This window comes from Nocardioides marmotae, from assembly GCF_013177455.1.
Classification (GTDB): Bacteria; Actinomycetota; Actinomycetes; order Propionibacteriales; family Nocardioidaceae; genus Nocardioides; species Nocardioides marmotae.
Genome location: NZ_CP053660.1, coordinates 2,213,029 through 2,238,233 on the forward strand (window position 1 = coordinate 2,213,029; position 25,205 = coordinate 2,238,233).

Sequence of the window (25,205 nt, forward strand, 5' to 3'; positions counted from 1 at the left end):
TCAAAGGAGTCCACTGGCCGCCAACGTGCGGCGCACGACCGCGTCGTCCGGCGTTCGTCCGTAGCGCCACCGGAAGACCGCCTCGACGACGTCCCGCAGCGCGGGGTCCTCGTGGTCCGCGCCCGACGGCCCGAGCGCGGCGTCCATGAGCAGCAGCCGGGGTGCGTGCCCGTCGTCGTGCGGGGGCTCGTAGTCGCGCACCGGCAGCAGCCGGCCGCCCAGCCGCTCGTAGAAGACGATCCGCCGCCGGTGCTCCTCGACCGCGACGGGGGACAGGCCCGGCTCGCCGGGGTCCTCGACGTCCCAGACCAGCCGGGTGCGGCCCTCGGCGGCGAGCAGGTCGGTCAGCCCGGCCCACATCGTCGACCCGGTGCCGCGGCCGCGGCGGCCCACGGCGTAGTAGCGCAGGAACGTCCACGCCGTCGGGCCCAGGTCGCGCACGAGCGCGAAGCCCGCGGGCCCGTCGTCCTCGAGGTGGACCAGCATCCGGTCGGCGAGCAGGTCCTCGAAGGGCGCGAGCAGCTCGTCGGGGAAGGACGCCTCGTAGATCCCCCGCACCCGGGCGAGGTCCGCGGGCGCGAGGTCGGCGGCCTCGACCAGGCGGCTCATCCGTGCACCACCTCCCCGCCGAGCACCGTGCGCAGCACCTCGATGTCGCGGATCCGCGACGGCTCGATCGTCGCCGGGTCCTCGGAGAGCACGGCGAGGTCGGCCAGCCGCCCGGGCAGCACCTGGCCGCGGTCGTGCTCCTGGTGGGAGGCGTACGCCGACCCCAGGGTGTACGCCGTCAGCGCCTCGAGCCCCGTCATCGCCTCCTCGCGACCCAGCGGCTGCCCGCCCTCGGTGGTGCGGTTGACCAGGTCGTGGATGCCCAGCAGCGGGCGGCCGTCGACGACCGGTCGGTCGGAGCTGGCCGGCACCACGATCCCGGCGTCGAGCAGCGACCGACCGCGGTAGGCCCAGCCGGCCCGCCCGGGCCCGAGCGCGCGGAGCATGCCGTCGCCGATCTCCCCGACGAACCGCCCTTGCGGCACCGGCACGACCCCCAGTGCGGCCGCGCGGGCGACCTGGTCGGGGCGGGCCACGCCGAAGTGCTCGACCCGGTGCCGCACGTCCGGGCGCGGCCAGCGGCGCTGCGCCTCGTCGTAGGAGTCCAGCACGAGGTCGATGGCGGCGTCCCCGATCGCGTGCGCCGCGACCCGCCAGCCGGAGCGGTGGGCGTCGAGGATGCGCGCGCGCAGCGCCTCGGCGTCGTCCTGGAGGTAGCCGCGGGAGCCGGGGGTGTCGGCGAAGTCCTCGCTCAGCGCGCAGGTGTGGCCGATCAGCGAGCCGTCGGAGAAGACCTTGACCGGCCCGATGCGCAGGCGGTCGTCGCCCAGCCCGGTGCGGATGCCGAGGTCGAGGCCGGCGGTGAGCCCGTCCTCGCCGTGCGCGGCGAGCGGGTGGAGGACGTCGGCGGCCACCATCAGCTCCACGCGCACCGGCAGCCGCCCGGCGTCCCGCGCGGCCTGGTACGCCGCCACCTCCACCGGGCTCTTGCCGATCCAGCCGCCGCCGACCCCGGCCTCCACGACGCTGGTGATCCCCTCGGCGAGGTAGGCGCGACCGGCCCGCTCGATCGCGTCGACCAGCGTGGCGACCGGGTAGGGGAGCACCAGCCGCGACAGCAGCGACTGCGCGGTCTCCTGGAGCAGCCCGGTCGGCCGGCCCGCGGGGTCGGTGACGACCAGCCCGCCCGGGACGTCGACCGCGGCCTCGGCGATCCCGAGGTCGGCCAGCACCGCGGAGGAGACCACGCACATGTGGCCCGAGGCGTGCTTGAGCCACACCCGCCGCCCGCCGGCCGCGCGGTCCAGCGCGTCGCGGTCGGGATGCCCGCCGAGCTTGTTCTCGTCGTACCCCGCCCCGACGACCCAGGCGTCGGGCGGCAGCGCGGCGGCGCGCTCGGCGACCGCGGCGTACACGTGGTCGAGGGAGGGGAGCCGGAGGTCGACCTCGGCCAGGGAGAGGCCGTACCACGCCATGTGGTTGTGGGCGTCGTGGAAGCCGGGGACCACCACGGCCCCGTCGAGGTCGATGACCCGGTGCGCCGGCACGTCCTCGAGCGCGACCACGCGCCCGTGGAGCACCGCCACCGAGGAGGCGACCAGGTCGTGGTCGGGGCCGCCGAGCGTGCGGACCCGGGCGTTGGTCAGCAGCAGGTCAGCGCGCAGGCCGGAGGTGCGGTTGCCGGAGAAGCGGGCGCGGCTCATCGCAGCTGCGCCTTCGCGACCCGGTGGGAGGCGGTCAGCGGCAGCTCCTCGCGCAGCGCCCACCGCGAGGGCACCTTGAAGGCCGCCAGCCGCTCGGCGCACCAGGCGCCGAGCACGGCCGGTGCCTGGTCGGCGGGCAGGCCCGGCGCGACGACGTAGGCCATGACCTCCTCGCCGCGCAGCTCGTCGGGGACGCCGACGACGGCGGCGAGCCGGACGGCCGGGTGGGCGGCGAGGACCTCCTCGACCTCGTGCGCGGCGACGTTCTCCCCGCTGCGCCGGATCATGTCCTTGAGCCGGCCCTGGAGGGTCACCCGCCCGGCCTCGTCGATCCGGGCGAGGTCCCCGGTGGGGAACCAGCCGTCGCGGAACGGGCTGGGGTGGCCGAGGTAGCCCGTCATCATGCCCGGCCCGCGCAGCCACAGCTCGCCGTCGACGACCCGCGCCTCGCGGTGCCCGGCGGGCAGCCCGAGCGAGCCGGTCCCGACCAGCTCGTCGTGGTCGGTCTCGGTCACCCGGATGTCGGCGCCGGTCTCGGTCATCCCGAACGCCTCGTACCACCCGACCCCCCACCGCTCCTCGAGCGCCGCGTGCAGCGACGGCGGGATCGCCGAGCACTGCACGGCGCGCACCCGGTGGTCGCGGTCGGCGGGGTCCGGCGGCATCTTGTGCAGCAGCACCGGCATCGAGGCCAGGCAGTAGAAGTAGGTCACCTCGTGGGCGCGCACCCGCTGCCAGAACGTCGAGGGGTGGAACCCGTCGAGCACGACCAGGTGCGCGCCGGCGAGGAGCGCGGCGACGACGTTCCACTGCGGGTCGACGTAGTGGACCGGCTGGGCGGTCAGCAGCACGTCGTCGGCGGTGATCCGGGGGAACTCGTGGAGCATCGAGCCGCCGAGGGTCGTCCAGTACTCGTGGGTGAGCAGGCAGCCCTTCGGCCGGCCGGTGGTGCCGGAGGTGTACTGCACGTTGACGACCGCCGCGGGGTCCACCGGGCCCTGCTCGTACGCCGCCGCCGGCCGCAGCTCCTCGACGAGCACGACCTCGGGGGAGCGCTCGAGGCCGTCGAGGACCGTGCGGTGCTCGAGGGTGGTGACCGCGAGCCGGACGCCGGCGTCGTCGAGGAGGTGCTGGGCGTCGGTGGACCGGTAGCGCACGTTCATCGGCACGATCGCGGCCCCGATCCGCGCCAGCGCCAGCCACACGAGCGGGAAGCCGGGCTCGTTGCCGAGCAGCACCGCCACCCGGTCGCCCGGTCCGACGCCGCGCTCCCGCAGCGCCCCGGCGTACGCCGCCGTCCGCTCCGCCACCGCGGCGAAGGTGAGCCGGGTGGTGCTCCCGTCGGCGGCCTCGAACGTCCACGCCGGCCGGTCCGGCCAGGTGGCGGCCGCGTGCTCGACGGCGGCGACCAGGTCGCGGGGGAGCGAGGGGAGCTGCGCGCGCTGCTCAGCCACGGCCGAACGCCTCGCGCGGGGCGTCGCCCTCACCGGAGAGCGAGGTGAGGACGGCGTGGTCGACCTCGCGGGCCAGCGCCTCGCCGAAGGTCGCGTCGAGGCCCTGGTCGAGGACCTGCTTGGCCAGGCTGACCGCCAGCGGCGGCCGCTCGGCCAGCCGCCGCGCCAGGTCGAGCGCGACCGTCTCGTGCTCGCCGGGCGGGACGGCCCGGGCGACCATCCCGATCCGCGCGGCCTCGGCGCCGCTGACCCGCTCGCCGAGCAGGAGCAGCTCCTTGGCCCGGGCCCAGCCCACGAGGTGGGGGAGCAGCCGGGAGATGCCGCCGGTCACCGAGAGGCCGACGCCGACCTCGGGGAAGCCGAACGCGGCGTCCTCGGCGGCCACGACGACGTCGCAGGCGAGCGCGAACTCGCAGCCCGCGCCGAGCGCGTAGCCGTGGACGGCCGCGACCACCGGCGCCGGGATCTCGCGCACCAGGCGGGTGACGTCCTGGATCGCCTCGAGCCGGGCGCGGGTCTGGAGCACCGTCTCGGCCGGCGGCTCCTCCTTGAGGTCGTGGCCGGCGCAGAAGGCCCGGCCGCTGCCGCTGAGCACGACCGCGCGCGCCCCGTCGGCCAGCGCCCGGCGCAGGGCGGCCACCAGGGCGTCGGTGAGCTCCGCGGTCACCGCGTTGAGCCGCTCCGGCCGGTCCAGGACCACCCGGGCGACCCGCCCGTCGTACTCGTAGCCGACGACCACGTCCACCCCTCCCTTGGAGCCGTTCGATCGATCGATCGATCGGCTAACCTGACCGTAGTTCGCGGCGCGCGTCGCGGGCAAGGGAACGCACGGACGAGCCGGGGAGTCGAGCATGGCGGGAGCAGCCGACCGGGTGCGGGAGGCCGCGCTGGACCTCTTCGCCGACCGCGGCTTCCACGGCGTCGGCATCCGCCAGCTCGCCGACCGCGCCGGGCTCTCCTCGGCCTCGCTCTACCACTACATGGGCACCAAGGAGGACCTGCTCGCCGCGATCATGCGCGAGTGCCTCGAGCGGCTCCTGCGCGATGCCGAGGCGGCGGCCGCCGCCCACGCCGACCCCGTCGCGCGGGTCGAGGCCCTGGTCCGCGCCCACGTCGTCAGCCACGCCGAGCGGCCGCGCGAGACCCGTGTGGTCGACGGCGAGCTGGCCGCGCTGAGCGGGGGACCGCGGGCCGAGGTGGTCGCCCTGCGCGACAGCTACGAGCGGGTCTGGCAGGACGCGATCGACGCCGGCGCCGCCGCGGGCGCGTTCACGGTGGGCTCGCCCGCGGTCGCGCGCCGCGCGCTGCTGGAGATGTGCAGCGGCGTCGCGCGGTGGTACGACGCCGCCGGCCCGATCTCGCTGGAGGAGCTCGCCGACCTCTACGCCACGATGGCGCGCCAGCTGCTCGGCGTGCGCCCCGCGGACGGCCCCCCGGACGGCCCCGAACACACGCCCGACGACGACTGATCCGGCCGCGGACCGTGCCTCTGGGGTGACTCGGGCGTGACTCTCGCCTCACCTCGCACGAGAACCTCGCCACAGCGCGTGAACAGTCGTCCTGCGCCACGTACCTTGGCGGTGCCCCGACCTGCAGGAGGAACCTAGTTGACCACCGGAACCCACCCTTGGGCCGACTCCTACGCCCCGGGTGTTCCCCGGGAGCTGGACTACCCGGACCGGTCGCTGGTCGACCAGCTCGCGCTGACCGTCGAGCGGCACGGCGAGCAGGTGGCACTCGACTTCCTCGGCGGCGAGACGACCTACGCGGAGCTCGGCGAGCAGGTCGAGCGGGTGGCCGAAGGGCTGCGCCGGCTCGGCGTCGGCCCCGGCGACCCGGTGGCGCTGCTGATGCCGAACTGCCCCCAGCACGTGGTCACGTTCTTCGCGGTGCTGCGCCTCGGCGCGATCGTCGTCGAGCACAACCCGCTCTACACCGCCGAGGAGCTGCGCGCACCGTTCCGCGACCACGGTGCCCGCGTCGCGGTGGTCTGGGACAAGATCGCGCCCGTCGTGGAGAGCCTGCGCGGCGACGCGCCGCTGGAGCACGTCGTGGCCGTCGACCTCACCACCGCGCTGCCGCTGCTCAAGCGGCTCGCCCTCCGGCTGCCGGTCGCCCGCGCCCGCGCCACCCGCGCCGAGCTGACCGCCCCCGCCCCGGGCGCGATCCCGTACGCCGAGCTGCTCGCCGCGCCGCCCCTGGCCGCGGACCACCCGCGGCCGACGGCCGACGACGTGGCGCTGGTGCTCTACACCTCGGGGACCACCGGGGAGCCCAAGGGCGCCGAGCTGCGGCACCGCAACCTGATGGCCAACTGCATCCAGGGCCGCGCCTGGGTGGCCGGCCTGCGCGAGGGGGAGGAGACCTTCCTCGTCGCCCTGCCGCTCTTCCACGCCTACGGGATCACCATCTCGCTGCTGTTCGGGGTGCTGCTCGGCGCCCGGCTGGTGCTGCTGCCCAAGCCGGACGTCGACCTGGTGCTCGACGCGGTGCGCCGCCGGGTGCCGTCGTTCGTCCCGGCCGTGCCGCCGCTCTACCGGCGGATCGCGGAGGAGGCCGAGCGCCGCGGGGTCTCCCTGCAGGGGATCCGCTACGCGCTCTCCGGCGCGATGCCACTGCCGGCCGACCTCGTGGAGCGCTGGGAGAGCGCGACCGGCGGGCTGCTGGTGGAGGGCTACGGGCTGACCGAGACCTCGCCGGTCGTCGTCGGCAACCCGATGTCGTCGGCCCGCCGGCCCGGCGCGATCGGCGTGCCGTTCCCGGACGTGGAGGTCCGGGTCGTCGACCGGAACGACCCCTCGCGCGACGTACCCCTCGGCGAGCCGGGGGAGCTGCTGGTCCGCGGGCCGCAGGTCTTCTCCGGCTACCGCGGCCGCCCCGAGGAGACCGAGGCCGCCTTCCACGACGGCTGGTTCCGCACCGGTGACGTGGTCACGATGTCCGACGGCGGCTTCCTGACCGTGGTCGACCGGGTCAAGGAGCTGATCATCACCGGCGGCTTCAACGTCTACCCCAGCGAGGTCGAGCACGCCCTGCGCAGCCACCCCGACGTCGCCGACGTCGCGGTCGTGGGCCTGGCCCGCGGCACCACGGGCAGCGAGGACGTCGTCGCGGCGGTCGTCGCCACGGACGGGCGCACCCCGGACCCCGCGGCCCTGGAGCAGCACGCCCGCCACGCGCTGACGCCGTACAAGGTCCCGCGCCGGTTCGTGGTCCTCGACGAGCTGCCCACCAACCCCATGGGCAAGGTCCTGCGCCGCGAGGTCCAGGCGCTGCTGCGCGAGCGCGACTGACCGGGCTGGACCGGGCGGGCTGGACCGGGCCCGGCGGCCCGGGCCGACACGCCGGGGGACACGCCGAGGACCGGTTATTTCCTGCGGCAGATCGGCCCGGCCGTCGGGCCCGTTGACCTGCTGCAACGCGCGTCGGCGCAGGTCAGGGGCCGGTTGACACGGGGCCGCGCCAGCGGTGAGTGTGTGCCGTCCGCCCAGGCACGTCGTGGCTCGCGGACCGACGTCCGAGTGACCGGGCCAGGGGGTGTGGTGCCCAACACCGCTCCGGCCCGGTTCGCGGAGGTCGGTCCGTCCCGCGTGGGCGGATGCGGAGCAACCCCCGACCCCCGTAGACAACGTCCCGGCGCCGGCACCCAGCGGTGGTCGGGACGGACCGAAGGGGTGCGGGGGTTCTCCGCCGCCGGGTGCGCGCCGGCTCGGGCCGCGGGATACCGTCGTGCCCGTGCTGAAGCGGTGCCTCGTCGCCCTCGTGGCCGGCGTCCTCCTGGCGGCGGCCTTCGAACCCGTCGCCGCGGCGTACGTCGTGCCGGTCGCCGTCGCCGGGTTCGCCCTCGCGACCCGCGGCCTGCGGGCGCGCTCGGGCTTCGTCGTCGGCCTGGTCTTCGGCGTCGCGTTCTACTTCCCGCACATCTCCTGGATGACCGCCGTCGGCACCGACGCCTGGCTCGCGCTCGCGGGCGTCGAGTCGCTGTTCTACGGCCTCCTCGGCGCCGCCGCGGCCTACCTCCACCGGCTGCGCGCCTGGCCGCTGTGGCTCGCCGCGGCGTGGGTGACCGTGGAGGTCTGGCGCAGCGGGTGGCCCTTCAGCGGCATGCCCTGGGGCCGGCTGTCCTTCGCCGTGGCCGACACCCCCGTCGCGCCGGCCCTGGCGTACGTCGGCATGGTCGGCGTCAGCTTCCTGCTCGCGCTCCTCGGCTTCCTGCTGGCTGCGCTCGTGCTCGCCGTGGCCCGGGCCCGCGACCGCCGGGCCCTGGTCGCCGGGGCCGCCCTCGCCGGGGTGGCGCTGCTCTCGGTGCTGCCGGCCGCGGTGCCCTTCGAGCCCGCGACCGAGGAGACCGCCACGGTCGCGGCGGTCCAGGGCGACGTGCCGGGCCCGGGCAACGACATCCTCTACGACTTCCGCGGGGTCACCGACAACCACGTCGAGGCCACCGTGGACCTCGCCGAGCAGGTCGCCGCCGGCACCGTGGAGCGGCCCGACTTCGTGGTGTGGCCCGAGAACTCCACCGCCGTCGACCCCTTCGCCGACGCCTCGACCAACGCCGGCATCCGCCGCGCCGTCGAGGCGATCGGCGTGCCGGTGCTCGTCGGCGCGATCGTCGACGCCGGCCAGACCAACGTGCTCAACCAGGGGATCGTCTGGGACCCGGTCACCGGGCCGGGAGAGCGCTACACCAAGTGGCACCCGGTGCCCTACGGCGAGTACATCCCGTTCCGGGAGTTCTTCACCGGCCAGTTCGGACGGCTGGCGATGATCCCGCGCGACATGATGAGCGGCACCCGCGAGACGCCGCTGGAGATCGCCGGCACCGCGGTCGGCGACGCGATCTGCTTCGACGTCGCCTACGACGACGGCATCCAGGCCCAGGTCCGCAACGGCGCGGAGATGCTCACCGTGCAGACCAGCAACGCCACCTTCATCGAGACCGACCAGATCGAGCAGCAGTTCGCGATCACCCGGCTGCGCGCGATCGAGACCGGCAAGACCGTGGTCGTCGCCGCCACCAACGGCGTCTCGGGGATCATCGGCCCCGACGGCGGCGTCGTGGCCAGCGCCGCCCCGCGCACCCAGGAGGTCCTGGTCGCCGAGGTCGGCCTCTGGGAGGGCACCACCCCCGGCGTGCTGGTCGGCCCGTGGGTCGGCCGGCTCGCCGCGATCGCCACCGGGATCGGCCTGCTGCTCTCGGTGCTCGCGTATCGTCGAGGGCGGGGGACGACCGCACCCCGGAACGCCGACGAGGCGTCGCCGGACCCGCGGGCCGCCCGGGAGGACGAGGAGCAGGAGAGCGTGCGGTGAGCGAGCCACGGGGCCGCGTGGTCATGGTCGTCCCGACCTACGACGAGGCCGAGAACATCGCCTGGATCATCGGGCGACTGCGCACCGCCGAGCCCGAGGTCGACGTGCTGGTGGTCGACGACGCCTCGCCCGACGGGACCGGCGAGATCGCCGACCGGCTCGCCGCGGAGGACGACCACGTCCACGTGCTGCACCGCACCGGCAAGGCCGGTCTCGGGGCGGCGTACCTCCACGGCTTCGCCTGGGCGCTGGAGCAGGGCTACGACGTCATCGGCGAGATGGACGCCGACGGCTCCCACCAGCCCGAGCAGCTGCACCGGCTCCTCGACGCGCTCGAGGGCGCCGACCTGGTGATCGGGTCGCGGTGGATCCCGGGCGGGTCGGTGGTCAACTGGCCGTGGCGCCGGATGGCGCTCTCCCGCGGCGGCAACCTCTACGTGCGGCTGCTGCTCGGTGTCGGGGTCCGCGACGCGACCGCGGGCTACCGCGTCTTCCGCCGCCAGACCCTGGAGAAGATCGACCTCGCCGCCGTCCGCTCGACCGGGTACGTCTTCCAGACCGACCTCGTCGCCCGCACCCTGGCCGCCGGGCTCACCGTCGTGGAGGTGCCCATCGAGTTCATCGAGCGCGAGCGCGGGGACTCCAAGATGAGTGGGTCCGTGGCCGCGGAGTCGCTGCTGCGGATCACCCAGTGGGGGCTGGCCGAGCGCCGCGCCCAGGTACGACGAGCGTGGAGGCGCAGGCGCGCATGAGCCATCCCCGGACGATGCCACCGCCGCGACGCCGGCGCTGGCCCTTGCTGCTGCTGGTGCTGTTCGTGGCCATGCCGGTGCTCGAGCTCTACGTGCTCATCCAGGTCGGGCAGGTCATCGGCGCCTGGTGGACGATCCTGCTGCTGATCCTCGCCGGCGTCCTCGGCAGCTGGCTGATCAAGCGCGAGGGCGCCCGCGCGTGGGCCGCGCTGCGCACGACGCTGGCCGCGGGCCGGATGCCGGCCCGGGAGATCGCCGACGGGGCGCTGGTGCTCCTCGGCGGCACCCTGATGCTCAGCCCCGGCTTCGTCAGCGACGCGTTCGGCATCCTGCTGATCCTGCCGGTGACCCGGCCGTTCTTCCGCCGGCTGCTGACCTCCGTGGTCGCCCGCCGGCTGGTCGTCGTCGGCCCGCTCGGGCCGGGCGGGCCGGGCGCCGGGCCCGGGAACGACGGACGCCCCGGACCAGACGTGGTCCGGGGCGACGTGGTCGACGAGCCCTAGCGCGATCCCGCGCCGGCGGGTCCGCTCAGGCGGACGCCTTGCGCTTCTTGGCGTTGGCGCGGTGCAGGTGCGCGGGGCCGATCTCGCCCCCGCGGAGCAGCTCGAGACGCTCCTTGAGGATGTCCTCGAGCTCCTTCTCCGAGCGGCGCTCGAGCAGCATGTCCCAGTGGGTGCGCGCGGGCTTCTCGGCCTTCTCCTCCGGCAGGATGCCGGCGGTGCTCAGCGCCTCGGCGCCGCAGCGCGGGCACTCCCAGACCGCCGGGATGTCGGCCTCGACCGACATGGTGATCTCGAACTCGTGGCCCTGCTTGCAGCGGTAGCCGACCTGCTGGCGAGCGGCGAACTCGATGCCGCGCTCGTCCTCGAAGCTCTGGCCCCCGAGCCGCGCTCCACGAAGTGTGCGCTCTGCCATTGAGACGCCTCCCAAATCTGTGTTCGCTACCTGATATCGGCCATTGACAGCCCGAAGTCTTGAACGGTACTGAGCCGCCCGGCATTCCGACAATCGAGCGGCGTTCGTCACTCCGGTGCCCCGCGCGGAGGGCGTCCACACGGCTCGTGGTCCGCGCGGTCGGTCACAGCCCCAGGGAGAGCCTGCGGGAGCACCTGCTCCCCGGGGAGCCTGCGGGTGTCAGACGACCGCCGGGGCGTCGTTGCCGGCGTCGCGGATCCCGCGGGCGGTGTCGACGCGGAGCAGCAGCAGCCCGCCGATGACGAAGAAGACGACCAGCGCGAAGATCGCCGGCCGGTAGGAGTCGCTGAACTGGTAGACGAGCCCGAAGACGAGGGCGCCGAGCCAGGACGTCCCGCGCTCCATCGCGTGGTAGAAGCTGAAGTACTCCGCCTCCTTGCCGCGGGGGACCAGCAGCGAGAAGTAGGACCGGGACAGCGCCTGGGTGCCGCCGAGGACGATGCCGATCGCGGCGCCGAGGAGCAGGAACGGCACCAGCGCGCCGTCGGGGATGAAGATGGCCGCGGTGACGATCAGGCACCAGATGACGAGCCCGACGAGGATCACCTTCTTCGCCCCGACCCGCTCGGCGGCCCGGCCGAAGGACAGCGCGCCGGCGATCGCGACGACCTGGACGAGCAGGTAGGTCCCCAGGACGGTGCCGGTCTCGAAGCCGAGCTCCTTCTCGCCGTACACCGCGGCCTGGCCGATGACGGTCTGGATGCCGTCGTTGAAGAACAGGTAGGCCAGCAGGAAGGTGACCGCGACCGGGTAGTTCCGCAGCTCGCGCAGGGTGACCCACAGCTGCCCGAAGCTGCGCTGCACGACACCGCCCTCGACGTGCTCGACGTCGGCGGGCTCGTGGTTGCGCAGCCGCAGCCACGGGATGATCGTGAAGCCCGCCCACCACACGACGGCCGAGAGCATGCTCAGGCGCACCGCCATCGCCTCGGTCAGCCCGAGGCTGTCGTGAGCGGTGACGACGAAGAAGTTGACCGCGAGCAGCAGGCCGCCACCGGCGTACCCGAACGCCCAGCCCCGCGAGGAGACCCGGTTGCGCTCGGCCTCGGTCGAGATCTGCACGAGGATCGAGTCGTTGACGACCGCGGCCGCACCGAAGCAGATGTTGGCGACGAGGAACGACGCCACGCCGAGCTGCCAGTTGTCGTCGGTGACGAAGAACAGCAGCGCGCCGGCCGCGGCGCCGGCCCAGGCGAACCCCGCGAGCAGGTCCTTCTTGCGCGAGGTCCGGTCGGCCACGGCCCCGAGCAGAGGCAGCACGATCGCCGAGATCAGGGTCGAGGCGGTGACGACGTACGCCGGCAGCGAGCCCGGCGCGAGGCTGAGGCCCAGCAGCGAGACCCGGTCGCCGACCGCGGCCTCCTCGGCGACCGCGATCAGGTAGGGACCGAAGAGCACGCCGGCGACCGTGGTCGCGAACGCGCTGTTGGCCCAGTCGTACCAGTACCAGGCGCGCTGCTCCCGGGCGCGGGCGAGCGGCGCGAGGTCGGCGATCTGGGTCGGGTTCACGGTTGTTCCCTCCGTTGTCCTCGCTGCTGCTCCTGCCCCCGCCACTGGCCGCGGCGGACCAGGACGTCGCGGAGCAGGTCGGTGCGGTCGGTCATCAGCCCGTCGACGCCCCGGTCGAGGAGCAGCTCCATCTCCTCGGGCGCGTCGATCGTCCAGACGTGGACGTGCTTGCCCGCGCGGTGGGCGCGGCGGACCAGGCCCGGCGTGGCGATCACCCACCGGGCGCGGCGGTGCGGCACCTGCAGGGCCGCGACCCGCCGCCGGGTCACCAGGTCGGCCAGCCGGCCGCTGGGCAGCAGCCGGAACGCGACGATCTCCGCGGGGGTCGCCGCGGTCGGCACGCGGCCCGCGGTGAGCGTGCGGAACCGCCGGACCCGCGACTGCACGAAGGAGCCGACCAGCAGCCGGTCGTGGGCGCGGTGGTCCTCGACGAAGCGGGCCAGCGCGTCGACCGCCCCGTCGGACTTGAGGTCGACGTTGAAGCGCGCGTGCGGGAACGCCGTCACCAGCTCGGCCAGGGTGGGGACCTCCTCGCGCCCGCCGACGTGCGCGCGGCGCACCTCGGCGTACGTCAGGTCCGCGATCGCGCCGCGCAGGTCGGTGACCCGGTCGAGCACGGCGTCGTGGAAGGCCAGCAGCACGCCGTCGGCGGTGACGTGGACGTCGGTCTCGAGGTAGTCGTAGCCGAGCCCGACCGCGTGGGCGAAGGCGGCCCGGGTGTTCTCCAACCCCTCGATGTCGGGGTGGTAGGCCCCGCCGCGGTGGGCGAAGGCGAGCACCGACCCCGGTGTCGCGAGCACCTCGTCGAGGTAGGCCCAGCCGGTCCGAGGTGCGGTCACCGGAGCAGTATGGCTGGCTCCGGCGACCGCCTCGGGACCCGCGGGTCAGATGTCACGGGTCAGATGTCGCGGAAGGACTCGATGTTCGCGCCGAGCAGGTTGAGCCGCTCGGCGAGGTCCTCGTAGCCACGGTGGATGACGTAGGTGCTGCGCAGCACCGAGGTGCCCTTGGAGGCCAGCATCGCGAGCAGGATCACCACGGCCGGCCGCAGCGCCGGGGGACAGATGAGCTCGGCGCCCGAGAACGACGTCGGGCCCTCGATCATCACCCGGTGCGGGTCGAGCAGCTTGACCCGGCCGCCGAGCTTGTTGAGGTCGGTGAGGTAGATCGCGCGGTTCTCATAGACCCAGTCGTGCAACAGCGTCTGGCCCTGCGCGACGGCCGCGATGACCGCGAAGAACGGCAGGTTGTCGATGTTGAGGCCGGGGAACGGCATCGGGTGGATCTTGTCCAGCGGCGCGTGCAGCAACGAGGGGTGGGTGGTGATGTCCACCAGCCGGGTCTGGCCGTTGAGGGCGACGTACTCCTCGGAGCGGTCGTAGGAGAAGCCCATCTCCTCCAGCAGCGCCAGCTCGATCTCGAGGAACTCGATCGGCACCCGCTCGATGGTGATCTCGGACTGGGTGACGATCGCGGCGGCCAGCAGCGACATCGCCTCGATCGGGTCCTCGCTGGGGGCGTAGTCGACGTCGACGTCGATCTCGCTGAGGCCGGTGACGGTCAGGGTGGTGCTGCCGATGCCGTCGACCCGGACGCCGAGCTTCTGCAGGTAGAAGCAGAGGTCCTGGACCATGTAGTTCGACGAGGCGTTGCGGATGACGGTGGTGCCCGGGTGCAGGGCGGCGGCCATCAGGGCGTTCTCGGTGACGGTGTCGCCGCGCTCGGTGAGCACGATCGGGCGGCTCGGCTCGACGTTGCGGTCGACCCGCGCGTGGTAGGAGCCGTCGGTGGCCTTGACCTCGAGCCCGAAGGGGCGCAGCGCAGCCATGTGCGGCTCGACGGTGCGGGTGCCGAGGTCGCAGCCGCCGGCGTAGGGCAGCTCGAAGTTCTCCGCGCGGTGCAGCAGCGGGCCGAGGAACATGATGATGGAGCGGGTACGTCGCGCGGCGACCTCATCGACCGCGCCGAGCTCGAGCTCGCGGGGCGGCACGATCTCCAGGTCGTTGTCGTCGTTGAGCCAGGTCGTCTGCACGCCGAGGCTCTGGAGGACCTCGAGCAGGCGGTTGACCTCCTCGATCCGGGCGACCTTGCGCAGCGTGGTGCGGCCGCGGTTGAGCAGCGAGGCGCACAGCAGCGCGACGCCGGCGTTCTTGGAGGTCTTCACGTCGATGCGGCCCGAGAGGGTGGTGGGGCCCGTGACGCGGAGGTGGGTGGGGCCGGCGCCGAGCGCGACGATCTCGGAGTCGAGGGCGGCGCCGATGCGCGCGATCATCTCCAGCGAGAGGTTCTGCTGGCCCTTCTCGATCCGGTTGATCGCGCTCTGGCTCGTGGAGAGCAGGTCCGCCAGCTGGTGCTGGGTCAGCCCCCGGTGCTTGCGGGCGTCGCGGATGACGTTGCCGATGCGTCCCTTGTAGTCCTGGGTCTGCGTCATGCCGACCAAGGTAACTCACATGTGAGATAACGCCATTCCCAACGCCGCGGCGCGTGTCGGGTGCCCGGCCGGGGTGCAGGATGTCGCCATGCGTGCCACGACCATCCACGGCCCCGGCGACATCCGCTTCACCGAGGTCCCGGACCCCACCATCATCGAGCCCACCGACGCGATCGTCCGGGTCACCTCCTCCTGCATCTGCGGGTCGGACCTGTGGCCCTACCGCGGGGAGAACCCGATCACCGAGGGCGCGACCATCGGCCACGAGTGCATCGGCGTCGTCGAGGAGGTCGGCAGCGAGGTGCGCGACATCCGCGTCGGCGACTTCGTCGTCGTCCCCTTCGACCACTGCGACGGCACCTGCGCCCACTGCCTCGCCGGGGTCCAGTCGGCCTGCGTGAACCTCGGGATGACCACGAGCGGGCAGGGGGAGTACGCCCGGGTGGTCCACGCCGACGGCAGCCTGGTCCGCGTCGACGGCGTCTCTGGCGGGGCGCCCGACCCGGCGCTCGTGCCCTCGCTGGTCGCGCTCTCCGACGTCCTGCCCACCGGCTGGCACGCCGCCGTGGCCGCCGGGGTCAAGCCCGGCGACACCGTGGTGGTCGTGGGCGACGGCGCGGTCGGGCTCTGCGGGGTGCTCGCCGCCTCGACGATGGGCGCCGAGCGGGTCGTGGTGATGTCGCGCCACGAGCCGCGGCAGCGGATCGCCACCGAGTTCGGCGCCACCCACGTCGTCGCCGAGCGCGGCAAGGAGGGCGCGGAGGCGATCAAGGAGCTCACCGGCGGCGTCGGCGCGGACGCCGTCCTGGAGTGCGTCGGCACCGACCAGGCCATGGGCACCGCCTTCGCGATCGCCCGCCCCGGCTCGACCGTCGGCTTCGTCGGCGTCCCGCACGGGGTGGAGCTGCCGGTGCGCCGGATGTTCCAGAAGAACGTCGGCCTCGCCGGCGGCATGGCGCCGGTGCGCCGCTACCTGCCCGCGCTGCTCGACCTCGTGCTCGCCGGCACGATCGACCCCGGCAAGGTCTTCGACCTGACCCTGCCGCTGGACCAGGTCGCCGAGGGCTACCGCGCCATGGACGAGCGCCGGGCGATCAAGGTGCTGCTGCAACCGTGAGCGACCTCCTGCGACTCGGACCGCTGCTGCGGTTCGTCGACGAGACCAGCGCCACGGTGTGGGTGGAGACCGAGCAGGCCGCCTCGGTCACCGTCCGGGCCGGCACCGCGACCGGGACCGCCCGGACGTTCGCGGTCCACGGCCACCACTACGCGCTCGTCGAGGTCGCGGGCCTCACCCCCGGCACCCGCACGCCGTACGTCGTCGAGGTCGACGGCGCCCGGGCCTGGCCGCCCGCCGAGAGCCCCTACCCGGACCCCGTCATCGGGACCTTGGAGGCGGGGCGGCCGCTGCGGATGCTGTTCGGCTCCTGCCGGGTCAGCGTCTCCCACGACGAGGCCGGCAACGCCCAGCACGGCGTCGACGCGCTGCGCGCCTACGCCCTCCACCTCGCCGGCGACACCAGCGCCGGCGTGGCCGACGACGAGTGGCCCGACCTGGTGCTCTTCCTCGGCGACCAGGTCTACGCCGACGACACCAGCGCGGAGATGAAGGCCTTCATCGAGCAGCGGCGCGACCCGTCGGAGGCCCCGTGGTACGAGCTGCAGGACTACGAGGAGTACGCCCACCTCTACCGGCTCGCGTGGAACGACCCCGCCAACCGGTGGCTGCTCTCCACGCTGCCGAGCGCGATGATCTTCGACGACCACGACATCCGCGACGACTGGAACACCAGCGCGAGCTGGCGGGCGAAGATGGAGGCCACCGAGTGGTGGCACGACCGCGTGGTCGGCGGCCTGGCGTCGTACTGGGTCCACCAGCACGTGGGCAACCTCAGCCCCGCCGAGCGCGCCGCGGACCCGCTCTGGCAGCGGATCGCGTCGTACGACGGCGCCACCGAGCTCGACCTGACCGCCGAGCTCGACGCGCTCGCCGAGCGGGCCGACCAGCAGCCCGACCACTACCGGTGGAGCTTCTGCCGCGACTTCGACACCCAGGCGCGGCTGGTGGTCGTGGACTCGCGGGCCGCACGGGTGCTCACCCCCGAGCTGCGCTGCATGCTCGACGACGCCGAGATGGCCTGGCTCGAGGAGCGGATGGTCGGCGACGTCGACCACCTGATCATCGGCACCTCGCTGCCGTTCCTGCTGGCGCCGGCGCTGCACCACGTGGAGGCCTTCAGCGAGGCGCTCGCCCAGGGCCGGTTCGGCCGGGTGTTCAAGACGGTGGGGGAGAAGGCGCGACAGGCCGCCGACCTCGAGCACTGGGCGGCCTTCCAGGACGGCTTCCAGCAGGTCGGCCGAATGGTCGTCGAGGTGGCCGCGGGGGAGCGGGGGAGGCCGCCGCGGACGGTGACGTTCCTCTCCGGCGACGTCCACCACAGCTACGTCGCGCTCGCCGAGCCGGACCCGGCCAGCGGGCGCACCGCGCAGAGCGCGATCGTGCAGGCCGTGTGCTCGCCGATCCGCAACCCGCTGCCGCGGGTGATGCGCGCGGCGACCGCACTGGCCGCGCACGGCCGGGCGCGGCCGACGGGGCGGCTGCTCGGCGGCCGGGTGCCGCGCAGCCCGCTGCGGTGGCGGCTGCCGCGCGGCCCCTGGTACGACAACAACCTCGCGGTCCTCGAGCTGCGCGAGCACGAGCTGCACCTGGCCTGGTCGCACGGCGTCACCGACGGCGAGCCGGACCGGCCGTCACTGGAGCAGGTGGCCGCCGTCGACGTGCCGTTCCGCGGGTGAGGGTGGGGCTTGTCGGTTTCCCCGGTTCTCCCCGAGAAGTGATGGCCGGCGCGACTCAGGCGTGGACGAGGTTCCGCACGGGCTGGCAGCGGCAGGTGTCCGAGCAGGCCAGGTAGGTGTGCGGGGCGTGCCCGCACTGCCCGCACGGCAGGTCGTGCGAGATCGGTCGGGCGCTGGTCTGGACGGTGTCCCACATGTCGATGACCTCCGAAGTCGTCCCTGCGACCGTAGGCCCCCAGGTCGGCGATGTGGGCCACAACACACCGAGATGACCCCGATGGGCCATCCGGACCGGCCGGTCGGCCCCGCCCGGGGGAGCCCGGGCCACCGGCCTAGGCTGCCGTCGTGACCACCGAGCGCACCGGCACCCTCCACGACACCGAGGTCGGCGGGCCCGGGGGAGCACGCACCGTCTTCCTGCACGGACTCTTCGGGCAGGGCAAGAACTTCACCCAGGCCGCGCGGACGCTCGAGCCGGACCTGCACTCGCTGCTGGTCGACCTGCCCAACCACGGCCGTTCCGCGTGGACCGACTCGGTCGACTACGTGGACGTCGCCGACGCCGTGGCCGACCACCTGCGCGGTGGTTTCGCCGCCGACGGTCCGGTCCACCTCGTCGGGCACTCGATGGGCGGCAAGGTCGCGATGGTGCTGGCGCTGCGGCACCCCGACCTGGTCGGCCGGCTCGTCGTGGTCGACATCTCGCCCACCGCCAACGGCGGCACGGGGGAGTTCGAGCACCTGCTCGACAGCCTCGCGCGGCTCGACGTGGACGCCGTCGCCCGCCGCGCCGACGCCGACCGGCTGCTCAGCGAGGACATCCCCGACGAGCGCGTCCGCGGGTTCCTCCTGCAGAACCTGCGCTCGCACGGCGCGGACTTCCGCTGGCAGGCCAACCTGGCGCTGCTGCGCGCCGAGCTCGCCACCATCGGCGGGTTCCCGGACGCATCCCAGCTCGGCGACGGCGTCTTCGACCACCCGGTCCTGTGGCTGGCCGGCGAGCGCTCGTCGTACGTCCGTGACGAGCACGACGCCACCATGCGCCGGCTCTTCCCGCGCACCCGGCTGGTCACGATCAAGGGCGCCGGTCACTGGGTGCACTCCGAGCAGCCCGAGGCGTTCGTCTCCGCGCTGCGGGTCTTCCTCACCGCCTGAGCCGTCGGCCCACGCGGCGGGTCGGGCTGGGTCGGGCGGTGCGCAAACTCCCTACTCGCCGGTTTACCCAGCCTGGGGGATGCCTGAGGTACGCCGCGGCGCGGATCCTCCTTCGGTGACCTCGTGGACTGTCATCTGGACCCGCCGCGCGCTCTCGCTGACCATGTCGCAGGGCCGAGCCCGACACAACGCCCGACTCTCCGCCCTCGAGTGCGCCGCACGGCGCCGGGAGAGGGAGGACGCGGACCAGGCCCTCGCCGAGGCGTCGGCCGACGAGGCCGCCTCGGCCTGACGTCTGGACCGGGCGCGGGGCCGCCATGACCCCGTGGGGCTGGCGACACCTCGTCGACCCAGGGGTCCGGGCCGACGCGATGCCCTAGCCTCGGCGCGAACACGGGGGAGGACCACGCCTGGGCTGGCCGGCGGCCCCCGCCGAGGAGGACCGATGACCCCGCTCCGGACCCTGACGGCCCTGCTGCTCGCCGTCCTGCTGGGCGCTCTGCTGCAGCCGAGCGCCGCGACCGGCTCGGACGGCAGACCGATCGAGGTCGCCTGGCCGGGTCCGGTGCCGGTGGGCACGCCGGCCCGCGTGAGCGTCACGCTGGCCGCGGACAGCTTCGACCGGCAGGCGGAGCTGCTCCGCAAGGAGCAGGACAGCTGGGTGGCGCTCCGGGCTCGCACCGTGGCCGCGGGGAACGGCCGGATCACCTTCACGCTGCCCACGTCCTACCAGCACCGGGCCCGGTACCGGGTCAGGGTGGCGCCCGGCGCGGTCCAGCCCGAGCTGGCCCAGACGGACCGGGTCGAGGTGGTGCTGCCGTACGAGCCACGGGGCAACCCGAAGGCGCACCGCCGGATCTACCAGGGATCCTTCGACCCGCCGGACGTCTACATGCGGTGGGACCCGTGCCGGCCGGTGGCGTACGCCGTGAACGACCGGCTCGCCACCCGCGGCGCGGTGCGGGACGTCAAGCGCGCCTTCCGCCGCCTCCACGTGGCCAGCGGCATCCGGTTCCGCTACCTCGGACGCACGCGCGACCGGGTCGCCGCCAAGCCGGTCACGTTCTCCTCGGGCGCCGACATCGTGGTCGGGTGGGTCAAGGACGGCACGTCGATGCTGTCAGGCAGCTACACGGGCTCCTGGGGCCGTGCGGTCCCGCACTACGACGCGGATTGGCAGGACAGCCGGGGTCGGCGCGTCGCGCGCATCTACCAGGCCAGCATCGCGATCTCCGACGAGGAGGACCTCTATCTCCACCCGGGCGCTCGCCGCTTCCCGAACCGCACGCACCTGCTGATGCACGAGCTCGGCCACGCCGTCGGCCTGGGACACGTCAACGCCGAGAACCAGGTCATGCTGTCCTCCATCCCCGACAGCACGGCCAACGCGCGCTACCAGGCCGGCGACCTGGCCGGCATGCACACCGTCGGTGCCTTGCAGGGCTGTCTGACGCCCGGTCCGGACGGCCTCGACCCGCGTCCGGCGAACCCGCGCTGAGCGGGTGGGCCGACTCGGTCCTCGTGGACCCCGGACGTCCAGACCGCGAGCCAGATGCGGGGGATCGCCTGCACGGTCGGCACCGCCGTGCCTACGCTCCCGGCCGACGGGAGCGCCCAGCCCCGCGAACCTCAGGGGGACTCCCATGCTCCGTGCCACCAAGGCCGTCGTCGCGGCGATCGCCGTCACCGCCGGCACGCTGTCGCTGACCGCGTCGCCTGCTTCCGCCGCCGTCATCGACTACGCGAACTGCGACGCGCTGCACCAAGACTTCAAGTACGGCGTCGCGCGCTCGAAGAAGGCGGCCAACGCGCAGGTGCGCTCGGGTCACTACCGCCCGGCCGTCGCGCCGAAGGTCTATGCCGCCAACGACGAGAGCGACGCCGACAAGGACGGCACCGCGTGTGAGGTCAGCCGCTGAGTGTCGATCCCGGCCTTCTTGTGCATGGCGTCGAGTACACGGTCGGCGCTCCTCCCAAGACTGGCAGCAACGGGAGTTGGCGAGCCGGGAGTAGGCCGTCGGTGGCCTCGGAGCGACCAGGACTCAGGTCACCTCGCAGTGTCGGGTTCCGGCACGCTCAGCAGGGCACGCAACCGATGACGTGCCCGATGGTGTCGGCTACGAACAGTGCCCTCGGACATGCGCAAGTGCCGTGCCGCTTGAGCCAGGGTGAAGCCATCCCAGTAGGTGAGTCGAATGATCTCCTGGTCGAGTCGCTCAAGTCGGCTGATCGCATCTCGAACGTCCAAACTCATCGGGTGGGTTGTCTCCACCCGTGATTCACCGGCGAGTTCGTCCCGGAGTTTGTCGTGAAGGGCGCTGCGGCGCCGAAGACTACGGTGATGGGTGAGCAACACCTTGCGGGCGACTCCGTACATCCACATACGGGCCTCCACCTCGTCGGACGGAGTCGCGGCGCGCCTGCGCCAAACAACCAGCAGCGCGTTGTGCAGCAGATCGGCGGCATCCTCGGGCGCCTCGACCCGCCGCAGGAAGAAGGCGAGCAAGGGTGAGGTGTTGGCATCGACAAGCGCCCGTACGCGGTCATCGACGTCACGGTCACGGGCGCCCATCCACGCCTCCTGGATTTGCGCACGAGAACGACCACCCGTTGAACACAGGGCCGGTGGAGTCCTCCATGTAGACCATCTCGGGCACGGCCTGGCGTGCTGCCTCCCACAGGTCTTCGCCGAGCACGTCGGAAATGGCGTCATTCTGGGCCTCAGGTGCCGCCTGAGGCATGCCCAGGCCGGTCAGAACCCGCTCTCCATAGCCCTCCCAGCGATCATCGTTGGACGCTGTCTCGATCGCAGCCCGCTGTTCTGCGTCGAGCTTGCGGTACTCGATGAAGGCCAGGCACTCGACCTCCCGGCCCAGCGAATTCGTGTACGTCACGGGAATCCCGGTACGAGCTCGTTCGACACCGTCCTCCAGCGTCTGAAACGGCGGAACGCTGAGTTGGTAGGCGGCAATGGTTCCGGCGCCTGTCAACGCGAGCGTGCTCGCCACCACCACCGCGGCCATCCGCCCGCGGTACGGACCTCGACGCTCGCGCGGAGTAGCACCATCGTGAGCACCATGCACCTGCCTTGCTAGGCGAAGCGCGGTCTGGGTCGCTGCCGGCGAGAGTGTCGGCGCGCTCTGGCGCAGCATCTCGTCGAGCTCGGCTTCATTCATCGCCGCGTTGGCCTTCCTTCTGGGGAGCTGATGTGAAGGTCATGACCGGCATCGAACGATCCGTTGCATACGTCCGCTCAGAATGAGCCCTTTCGTCTCGTAGGCGGCGTCATCCCCCCGAAGGTTCTCACCGGGTCCGGGCTGTATGCACTTCTACTCCCGTTGGTTGATCGCCGATAACTGACATTATGTCAGGTAGCGTTGGCGGACTGCCCCTTTCCACGTCTGGTCCGGTTAGGTGACTGCTGCGGCCACAGGCCGAGCACCTCTCCTGCGGCGTTCGAGGCCGGCATGCCAAAACCGCTCGACATGCGCACCGGCAGCGCACCACGGTGGCCGCCATGGACGTCACCGCGTTGTCACAGCCCGACCGGTATCCGCTCTCGGCCACGTACGACCCCGCGTGGCTTCTCGGCCTGGACATGGGCCCGCACCCTCTCTGGCAGCTCGAGGATCTCCTGAAGGATCTCGATGTTCGTCCAGGCGCGAGAGTCTTGGACCTCGGCTGCGGCAAAGGTGCCACATCGGTCTTCTTGGCACGGGAGCTCGACGTCGACGTCGTGGCGTTCGACCTGTGGGTCGAGGAGGACGAGCTGCGGAGCAATCTCGAGGCGCACGGCGTCGCCGACCGCGTGACGGCCGTCAACGGCGATGTGCGAGACCTTCCCTTCGATGACGACGAGTTCGACGTGATCGTCAGCATTGACGCCTTCGAGTACTTCGGCACCGACGTCCGAATCTTGCCGTCCGTGTTACGTGTTCTGAAGCCGGCTGGGGCTCTCGGCATGACGACCCCTGCCCTGCGGACAGATCCCTACGAGAGCTCGCCACCCACCTACGTGACCGATGTGATCGGGTGGGAAGCGGCCGGCTGGCACGCGCCGGACTGGTGGGAGACGCACTGGCGCCTCAGCGGATTGGTCGACAACATCACTGCCCGGATGCAGGAGCAGGGACGCGAGGACTGGGTGCGCTGGTCGAGAGCACTCGGCGAGGACGAGGACGGCCCGGTGATCAGCATGCTCATGGCCGACCACGACGATCAGATCGGCATCTCCATCGTCAGTGCCCAGAAGAAGGTGAAGCCCTGAAATAGCATCAGGCGCTTCACCTTCGCGTCGTGCCGTCGGCGGGCGACTCCCCCGTCCGACGTCGCGTGGCCTCGCGGGCCCTGCGCGGTCAGACGACGAGCAGCGTCGCGCTGGCGGCGAGCACGGCCGCGCAACCCACCGCGACAGCGGCATTGCCGAGCCTGCGACTGCTTGCCTCCGTGCGCGCGACGAGCCCCAGGACCACGGCGACAGCGGCGACGAGGAAGGCGTACGGGCTGAGGAAGTACGACACGGACAAACCCGCACTCAGGATCGCCGAGCCGAGTGCGAGAGCCCCGAGGGGTCGCACGTCCGGGCTCGCAGCTTGTTTCACGATGCGAAACCCTAGGTCCACATCCTGGGGGCGAGGGAGGCAGGGGTCCGCAGACCCGCCCCTCCGGGGCCCGAGGACTGGCACCATCACAGGATGAGCGAGCGTCTGCACGTGGCAGGGCCCGAGGGCCGGTCCATCGAGGTGCTGGTGGGCGGCGCGGACGCCGGCCCGTGGCTGTTGTTCCACGGCGGGTCACCGTCGGCGGTGGCCGAATGGGCGCGCATGGACGACACGGTGCGCGCCGCCGGGCTGCGGCTGGCGACGTACTCCCGCCCCGGGTACGGCGCCTCGACCCCGCGCCCGCAGGCCGGCAGCTTCGCCGACGACGTGGCCGACTCGGTCGCCGTGCTCGACCACCTCGGGGCCGCGACGTTCCTCACCGCCGGCTGGTCCGGCGGCGGGCCGCGCGCGCTCGCCTGCGCCGCGATGCTCCCGGACCGGTGCCGTGCCGTCGCGACGATCGCCGGGGTGGCGCCGTACGACACGGAGGGCCTGGACTGGTTCGCCGGGATGGCCGAGGAGAACCACGAGGAGTACCGCGCGGCCGAGCAGGGTCCCGAGGTCTACGGCAGGTTCCTCGAGCGAGACGCCCTGGACCTGTTGCAGGCCTCCCCCGACCAGGTCCTCGAGGGCATGGGCGGCCTGGTGACGCCGGTCGACGCGGCCGCCCTGGACGCGGGCTTCGCCGACTGGATGAGTCGCACGTTCAACCACGCAGCCGCCCAGGGGGTGGTCGGGATGCGCGACGACGGCCTCGCCGCGGTGGCGCCGTGGGGCTTCGACCTCGCCGACATCCGGGTTCCGGTGGCGGTCTGGCAGGGCCGGCAGGACGCGATGGTCCCCTTCGAGCACGGCGTGTGGCTGGCCGAGCACGTGCCGACGGCCGAGGCGCGCCTGCTCGAGGACGAGGGCCACCTCTCGCTGATCGTCCACCTCGATCGGATCCTCGCCGATCTGATCCGCCTCGGCGGGCTCGGCGGGGCCGGCTGAGGTCGCCCCACTCTCAGTGCCCCTTCGCCGCCACCCGCGAGGTGGCGCGCCCGACCAAGCCGGTGCGGCCCGGCGCAAGACGGGCGGCGAGGTCGAGGACGCGGGCGTCCGGGCCGACGACCATGCGCGGCTTGTCCTTCTCGATCGCCCGGACGATCGCCTTGGCCACCCGGGAGGGCGGCGGCATCAGCGCCGACATCCGCGAGGCGCCGAGCTTGGCGATCCGCTCCCCCTCGGCGCCGCGGGCGCTGCTGGTGATGTTGGTGCGGTGGGTGCCGGGGAAGATCGTGCTGACGCCGACGTTCGTGGTGATCAGCTCACCGCGCAGCCCCTCGGTGAACGACTTCACCGCCCCCTTGGTCAGGGCGTACGCCGCGTTGTGCGGCAGCCCGAGCAGGCCGGTCATGCTCGAGACGTTGACGATGTGCGCCTCGTCCTGCTCCAGCAGCGCGGGCAGGAACGCGTGGCAGCCGTGGACGACGCCCCACATGTTGACCCCGACCATCCAGCGCACGTCATCGAGCTTCTCGTCGGCGAACGCACCCGCGGAGGTCACGCCGGCGTTGTTGACCAGCACGTGCACGGCGCCGTGGGCGTCGACCACCTCCGCGGGAAGCTCGGCCACCCGATCGGCGTCCGAGACGTCGGCGACGTGGGTCGAGACCGTCACGCCGGCCTGCCGCACCAGCGCGGCGGACTCCTCGAGCCCGCCGGGGCTGACGTCGACCAGGGCGAGATGGCACCCGCGGGCGGCGAGCCGTTCGGCGGTGACCCGGCCGATGCCGCTGCCCCCGCCCGTGACGACGGCGACCCGACCGGCGAGCTGGCGCATGCGACTCCCCCACGACTTCCCTGCGACGACAGAACTAGAACGTGTTATATCACCGGTGGGTGGCCCTGCCTGCGGCGGTGCCCACGCGCGTCGGTGAACGGCGGCGCAGATTCCCTTCGTGCAGCGACCGGTGTGGCCAGGGCGCTCG

26 protein-coding genes are annotated in these 25,205 nt (G+C 73.1%); 13 read left to right on the forward strand and 13 right to left on the reverse strand.

What is annotated here, in order from left to right:
• The 4 genes from HPC71_RS10725 to HPC71_RS10740 are packed head-to-tail and all read right to left on the reverse strand — an operon-like array spanning position 1 to position 4,445.
• Positions 1–609, reverse strand: a complete 609-nt coding sequence (locus HPC71_RS10725; RefSeq protein WP_154614295.1) for a GNAT family N-acetyltransferase — start codon at positions 607–609, stop codon at positions 1–3.
• Positions 606–2,252, reverse strand: coding sequence for an amidohydrolase (locus HPC71_RS10730; protein WP_154614294.1), 1,647 nt, complete (start codon positions 2,250–2,252; stop codon positions 606–608). Before HPC71_RS10730 ends, HPC71_RS10725 begins: the two co-directional genes overlap by 4 nt.
• Positions 2,249–3,706 (reverse strand): AMP-binding protein, encoded by a 1,458-nt coding sequence (locus HPC71_RS10735; protein ID WP_171896677.1) that lies wholly within the window; start codon positions 3,704–3,706, stop codon positions 2,249–2,251. Before HPC71_RS10735 ends, HPC71_RS10730 begins: the two co-directional genes overlap by 4 nt.
• Positions 3,699–4,445: an enoyl-CoA hydratase/isomerase family protein gene (locus HPC71_RS10740; RefSeq protein ID WP_187811198.1), complete on the reverse strand. Its 747-nt coding sequence runs from the start codon at positions 4,443–4,445 to the stop codon at positions 3,699–3,701. The genes HPC71_RS10735 and HPC71_RS10740 overlap by 8 nt, the downstream gene beginning before the upstream one ends.
• Before the next feature lie 112 nt (positions 4,446–4,557).
• Here HPC71_RS10740 and HPC71_RS10745 point away from each other — a divergent pair, with 112 nt between their 5' ends.
• The 5 genes from HPC71_RS10745 to HPC71_RS10765 all read left to right on the forward strand — a co-directional run bounded on the left by HPC71_RS10745 (position 4,558) and on the right by HPC71_RS10765 (position 10,271).
• Positions 4,558–5,175: a TetR/AcrR family transcriptional regulator gene (locus tag HPC71_RS10745; protein WP_154614292.1), complete on the forward strand. Its 618-nt coding sequence runs from the start codon at positions 4,558–4,560 to the stop codon at positions 5,173–5,175.
• A gap of 138 nt (positions 5,176–5,313) precedes the next feature.
• Positions 5,314–6,999, forward strand: coding sequence for a long-chain-fatty-acid--CoA ligase (locus HPC71_RS10750; RefSeq protein ID WP_154614291.1), 1,686 nt, complete (start codon positions 5,314–5,316; stop codon positions 6,997–6,999).
• A gap of 442 nt (positions 7,000–7,441) precedes the next feature.
• A complete protein-coding gene (gene lnt, locus HPC71_RS10755; protein ID WP_171896678.1) occupies positions 7,442–9,016 on the forward strand; it encodes an apolipoprotein N-acyltransferase in 1,575 nt (524 codons plus the stop codon).
• A 23-nt stretch (positions 9,017–9,039) separates the two neighbouring features.
• Positions 9,040–9,768: a polyprenol monophosphomannose synthase gene (locus tag HPC71_RS10760; protein WP_171897292.1), complete on the forward strand. Its 729-nt coding sequence runs from the start codon at positions 9,040–9,042 to the stop codon at positions 9,766–9,768.
• Entirely contained in the window at positions 9,765–10,271 is a 507-nt protein-coding gene (locus HPC71_RS10765; RefSeq protein ID WP_154614290.1) for an FxsA family protein, read from the forward strand. Before HPC71_RS10760 ends, HPC71_RS10765 begins: the two co-directional genes overlap by 4 nt.
• Positions 10,272–10,296: 25 nt before the next feature.
• Here HPC71_RS10765 and HPC71_RS10770 read toward each other — a convergent pair whose 3' ends face one another.
• The 4 genes from HPC71_RS10770 to HPC71_RS10785 all read right to left on the reverse strand — a co-directional run bounded on the left by HPC71_RS10770 (position 10,297) and on the right by HPC71_RS10785 (position 14,683).
• Positions 10,297–10,683, reverse strand: coding sequence for an RNA polymerase-binding protein RbpA (locus tag HPC71_RS10770; RefSeq protein WP_154614289.1), 387 nt, complete (start codon positions 10,681–10,683; stop codon positions 10,297–10,299).
• 219 nt (positions 10,684–10,902) lie between these two features.
• A complete protein-coding gene (locus HPC71_RS10775) occupies positions 10,903–12,252 on the reverse strand; it encodes an MFS transporter (protein WP_171896679.1) in 1,350 nt (449 codons plus the stop codon).
• On the reverse strand, positions 12,249–13,091 hold the full coding sequence (locus HPC71_RS10780; RefSeq protein WP_171896680.1) for a glycerophosphodiester phosphodiesterase family protein: 843 nt from the start codon (positions 13,089–13,091) through the stop codon (positions 12,249–12,251). The genes HPC71_RS10775 and HPC71_RS10780 overlap by 4 nt, the downstream gene beginning before the upstream one ends.
• A gap of 59 nt (positions 13,092–13,150) precedes the next feature.
• Entirely contained in the window at positions 13,151–14,683 is a 1,533-nt protein-coding gene (locus tag HPC71_RS10785; RefSeq protein WP_154614288.1) for a UDP-N-acetylglucosamine 1-carboxyvinyltransferase, read from the reverse strand.
• Positions 14,684–14,771: 88 nt separating this feature from the next.
• Between HPC71_RS10785 and HPC71_RS10790 the strand changes: the two genes are divergently transcribed.
• On the forward strand, positions 14,772–15,800 hold the full coding sequence (locus HPC71_RS10790; RefSeq protein ID WP_154614287.1) for a zinc-dependent alcohol dehydrogenase family protein: 1,029 nt from the start codon (positions 14,772–14,774) through the stop codon (positions 15,798–15,800).
• Positions 15,797–17,479 (forward strand): alkaline phosphatase D family protein, encoded by a 1,683-nt coding sequence (locus HPC71_RS10795; protein ID WP_171896681.1) that lies wholly within the window; start codon positions 15,797–15,799, stop codon positions 17,477–17,479. Before HPC71_RS10790 ends, HPC71_RS10795 begins: the two co-directional genes overlap by 4 nt.
• A 55-nt stretch (positions 17,480–17,534) precedes the next feature.
• Here the strand turns inward: HPC71_RS10795 and HPC71_RS10800 are convergent, their stop codons facing one another.
• Positions 17,535–17,675 carry a hypothetical protein gene (locus HPC71_RS10800; protein WP_171896682.1) on the reverse strand — a complete coding sequence of 47 codons (141 nt, stop codon included), beginning with the start codon at positions 17,673–17,675 and terminating at the stop codon, positions 17,535–17,537.
• A gap of 149 nt (positions 17,676–17,824) precedes the next feature.
• Here HPC71_RS10800 and HPC71_RS10805 point away from each other — a divergent pair, with 149 nt between their 5' ends.
• The 4 genes from HPC71_RS10805 to HPC71_RS10820 all read left to right on the forward strand — a co-directional run bounded on the left by HPC71_RS10805 (position 17,825) and on the right by HPC71_RS10820 (position 20,553).
• Positions 17,825–18,634 (forward strand): alpha/beta fold hydrolase, encoded by an 810-nt coding sequence (locus tag HPC71_RS10805; protein ID WP_171896683.1) that lies wholly within the window; start codon positions 17,825–17,827, stop codon positions 18,632–18,634.
• Positions 18,635–18,749: 115 nt separating this feature from the next.
• Positions 18,750–18,926, forward strand: coding sequence for a hypothetical protein (locus tag HPC71_RS10810; protein ID WP_154614286.1), 177 nt, complete (start codon positions 18,750–18,752; stop codon positions 18,924–18,926).
• Positions 18,927–19,079: 153 nt separating this feature from the next.
• The gene (locus HPC71_RS10815) at positions 19,080–20,132 is read left to right on the forward strand and encodes a matrixin family metalloprotease (protein WP_154614285.1); all 1,053 of its coding nucleotides are present in this window, start codon (positions 19,080–19,082) and stop codon (positions 20,130–20,132) included.
• 145 nt (positions 20,133–20,277) lie between these two features.
• On the forward strand, positions 20,278–20,553 hold the full coding sequence (locus HPC71_RS10820) for an excalibur calcium-binding domain-containing protein (protein WP_154614284.1): 276 nt from the start codon (positions 20,278–20,280) through the stop codon (positions 20,551–20,553).
• 128 nt (positions 20,554–20,681) lie between these two features.
• On the opposite strand, the gene HPC71_RS10825 is transcribed toward HPC71_RS10820, so the two are convergent.
• Positions 20,682–21,206 carry an RNA polymerase sigma factor gene (locus HPC71_RS10825; RefSeq protein WP_171896684.1) on the reverse strand — a complete coding sequence of 175 codons (525 nt, stop codon included), beginning with the start codon at positions 21,204–21,206 and terminating at the stop codon, positions 20,682–20,684.
• Entirely contained in the window at positions 21,193–21,657 is a 465-nt protein-coding gene (locus HPC71_RS10830; RefSeq protein WP_171896685.1) for a hypothetical protein, read from the reverse strand. Before HPC71_RS10830 ends, HPC71_RS10825 begins: the two co-directional genes overlap by 14 nt.
• A gap of 494 nt (positions 21,658–22,151) precedes the next feature.
• Between HPC71_RS10830 and HPC71_RS10835 the strand changes: the two genes are divergently transcribed.
• Positions 22,152–22,901, forward strand: a complete 750-nt coding sequence (locus HPC71_RS10835) for an SAM-dependent methyltransferase (RefSeq protein ID WP_154614282.1) — start codon at positions 22,152–22,154, stop codon at positions 22,899–22,901.
• 88 nt (positions 22,902–22,989) lie between these two features.
• Here the strand turns inward: HPC71_RS10835 and HPC71_RS10840 are convergent, their stop codons facing one another.
• Positions 22,990–23,154, reverse strand: coding sequence for a hypothetical protein (locus HPC71_RS10840; protein ID WP_154614281.1), 165 nt, complete (start codon positions 23,152–23,154; stop codon positions 22,990–22,992).
• A 174-nt stretch (positions 23,155–23,328) separates the two neighbouring features.
• On the opposite strand from HPC71_RS10840, the gene HPC71_RS10845 reads away from it, so the two are divergent.
• Complete coding sequence (locus HPC71_RS10845) at positions 23,329–24,225, forward strand: alpha/beta fold hydrolase (protein WP_154614280.1); 897 nt, start codon at positions 23,329–23,331, stop codon at positions 24,223–24,225.
• A gap of 13 nt (positions 24,226–24,238) precedes the next feature.
• On the opposite strand, the gene HPC71_RS10850 is transcribed toward HPC71_RS10845, so the two are convergent.
• Positions 24,239–25,057, reverse strand: a complete 819-nt coding sequence (locus HPC71_RS10850) for an SDR family NAD(P)-dependent oxidoreductase (RefSeq protein ID WP_154614279.1) — start codon at positions 25,055–25,057, stop codon at positions 24,239–24,241.
• Positions 25,058–25,205: the final 148 nt, after the last annotated feature.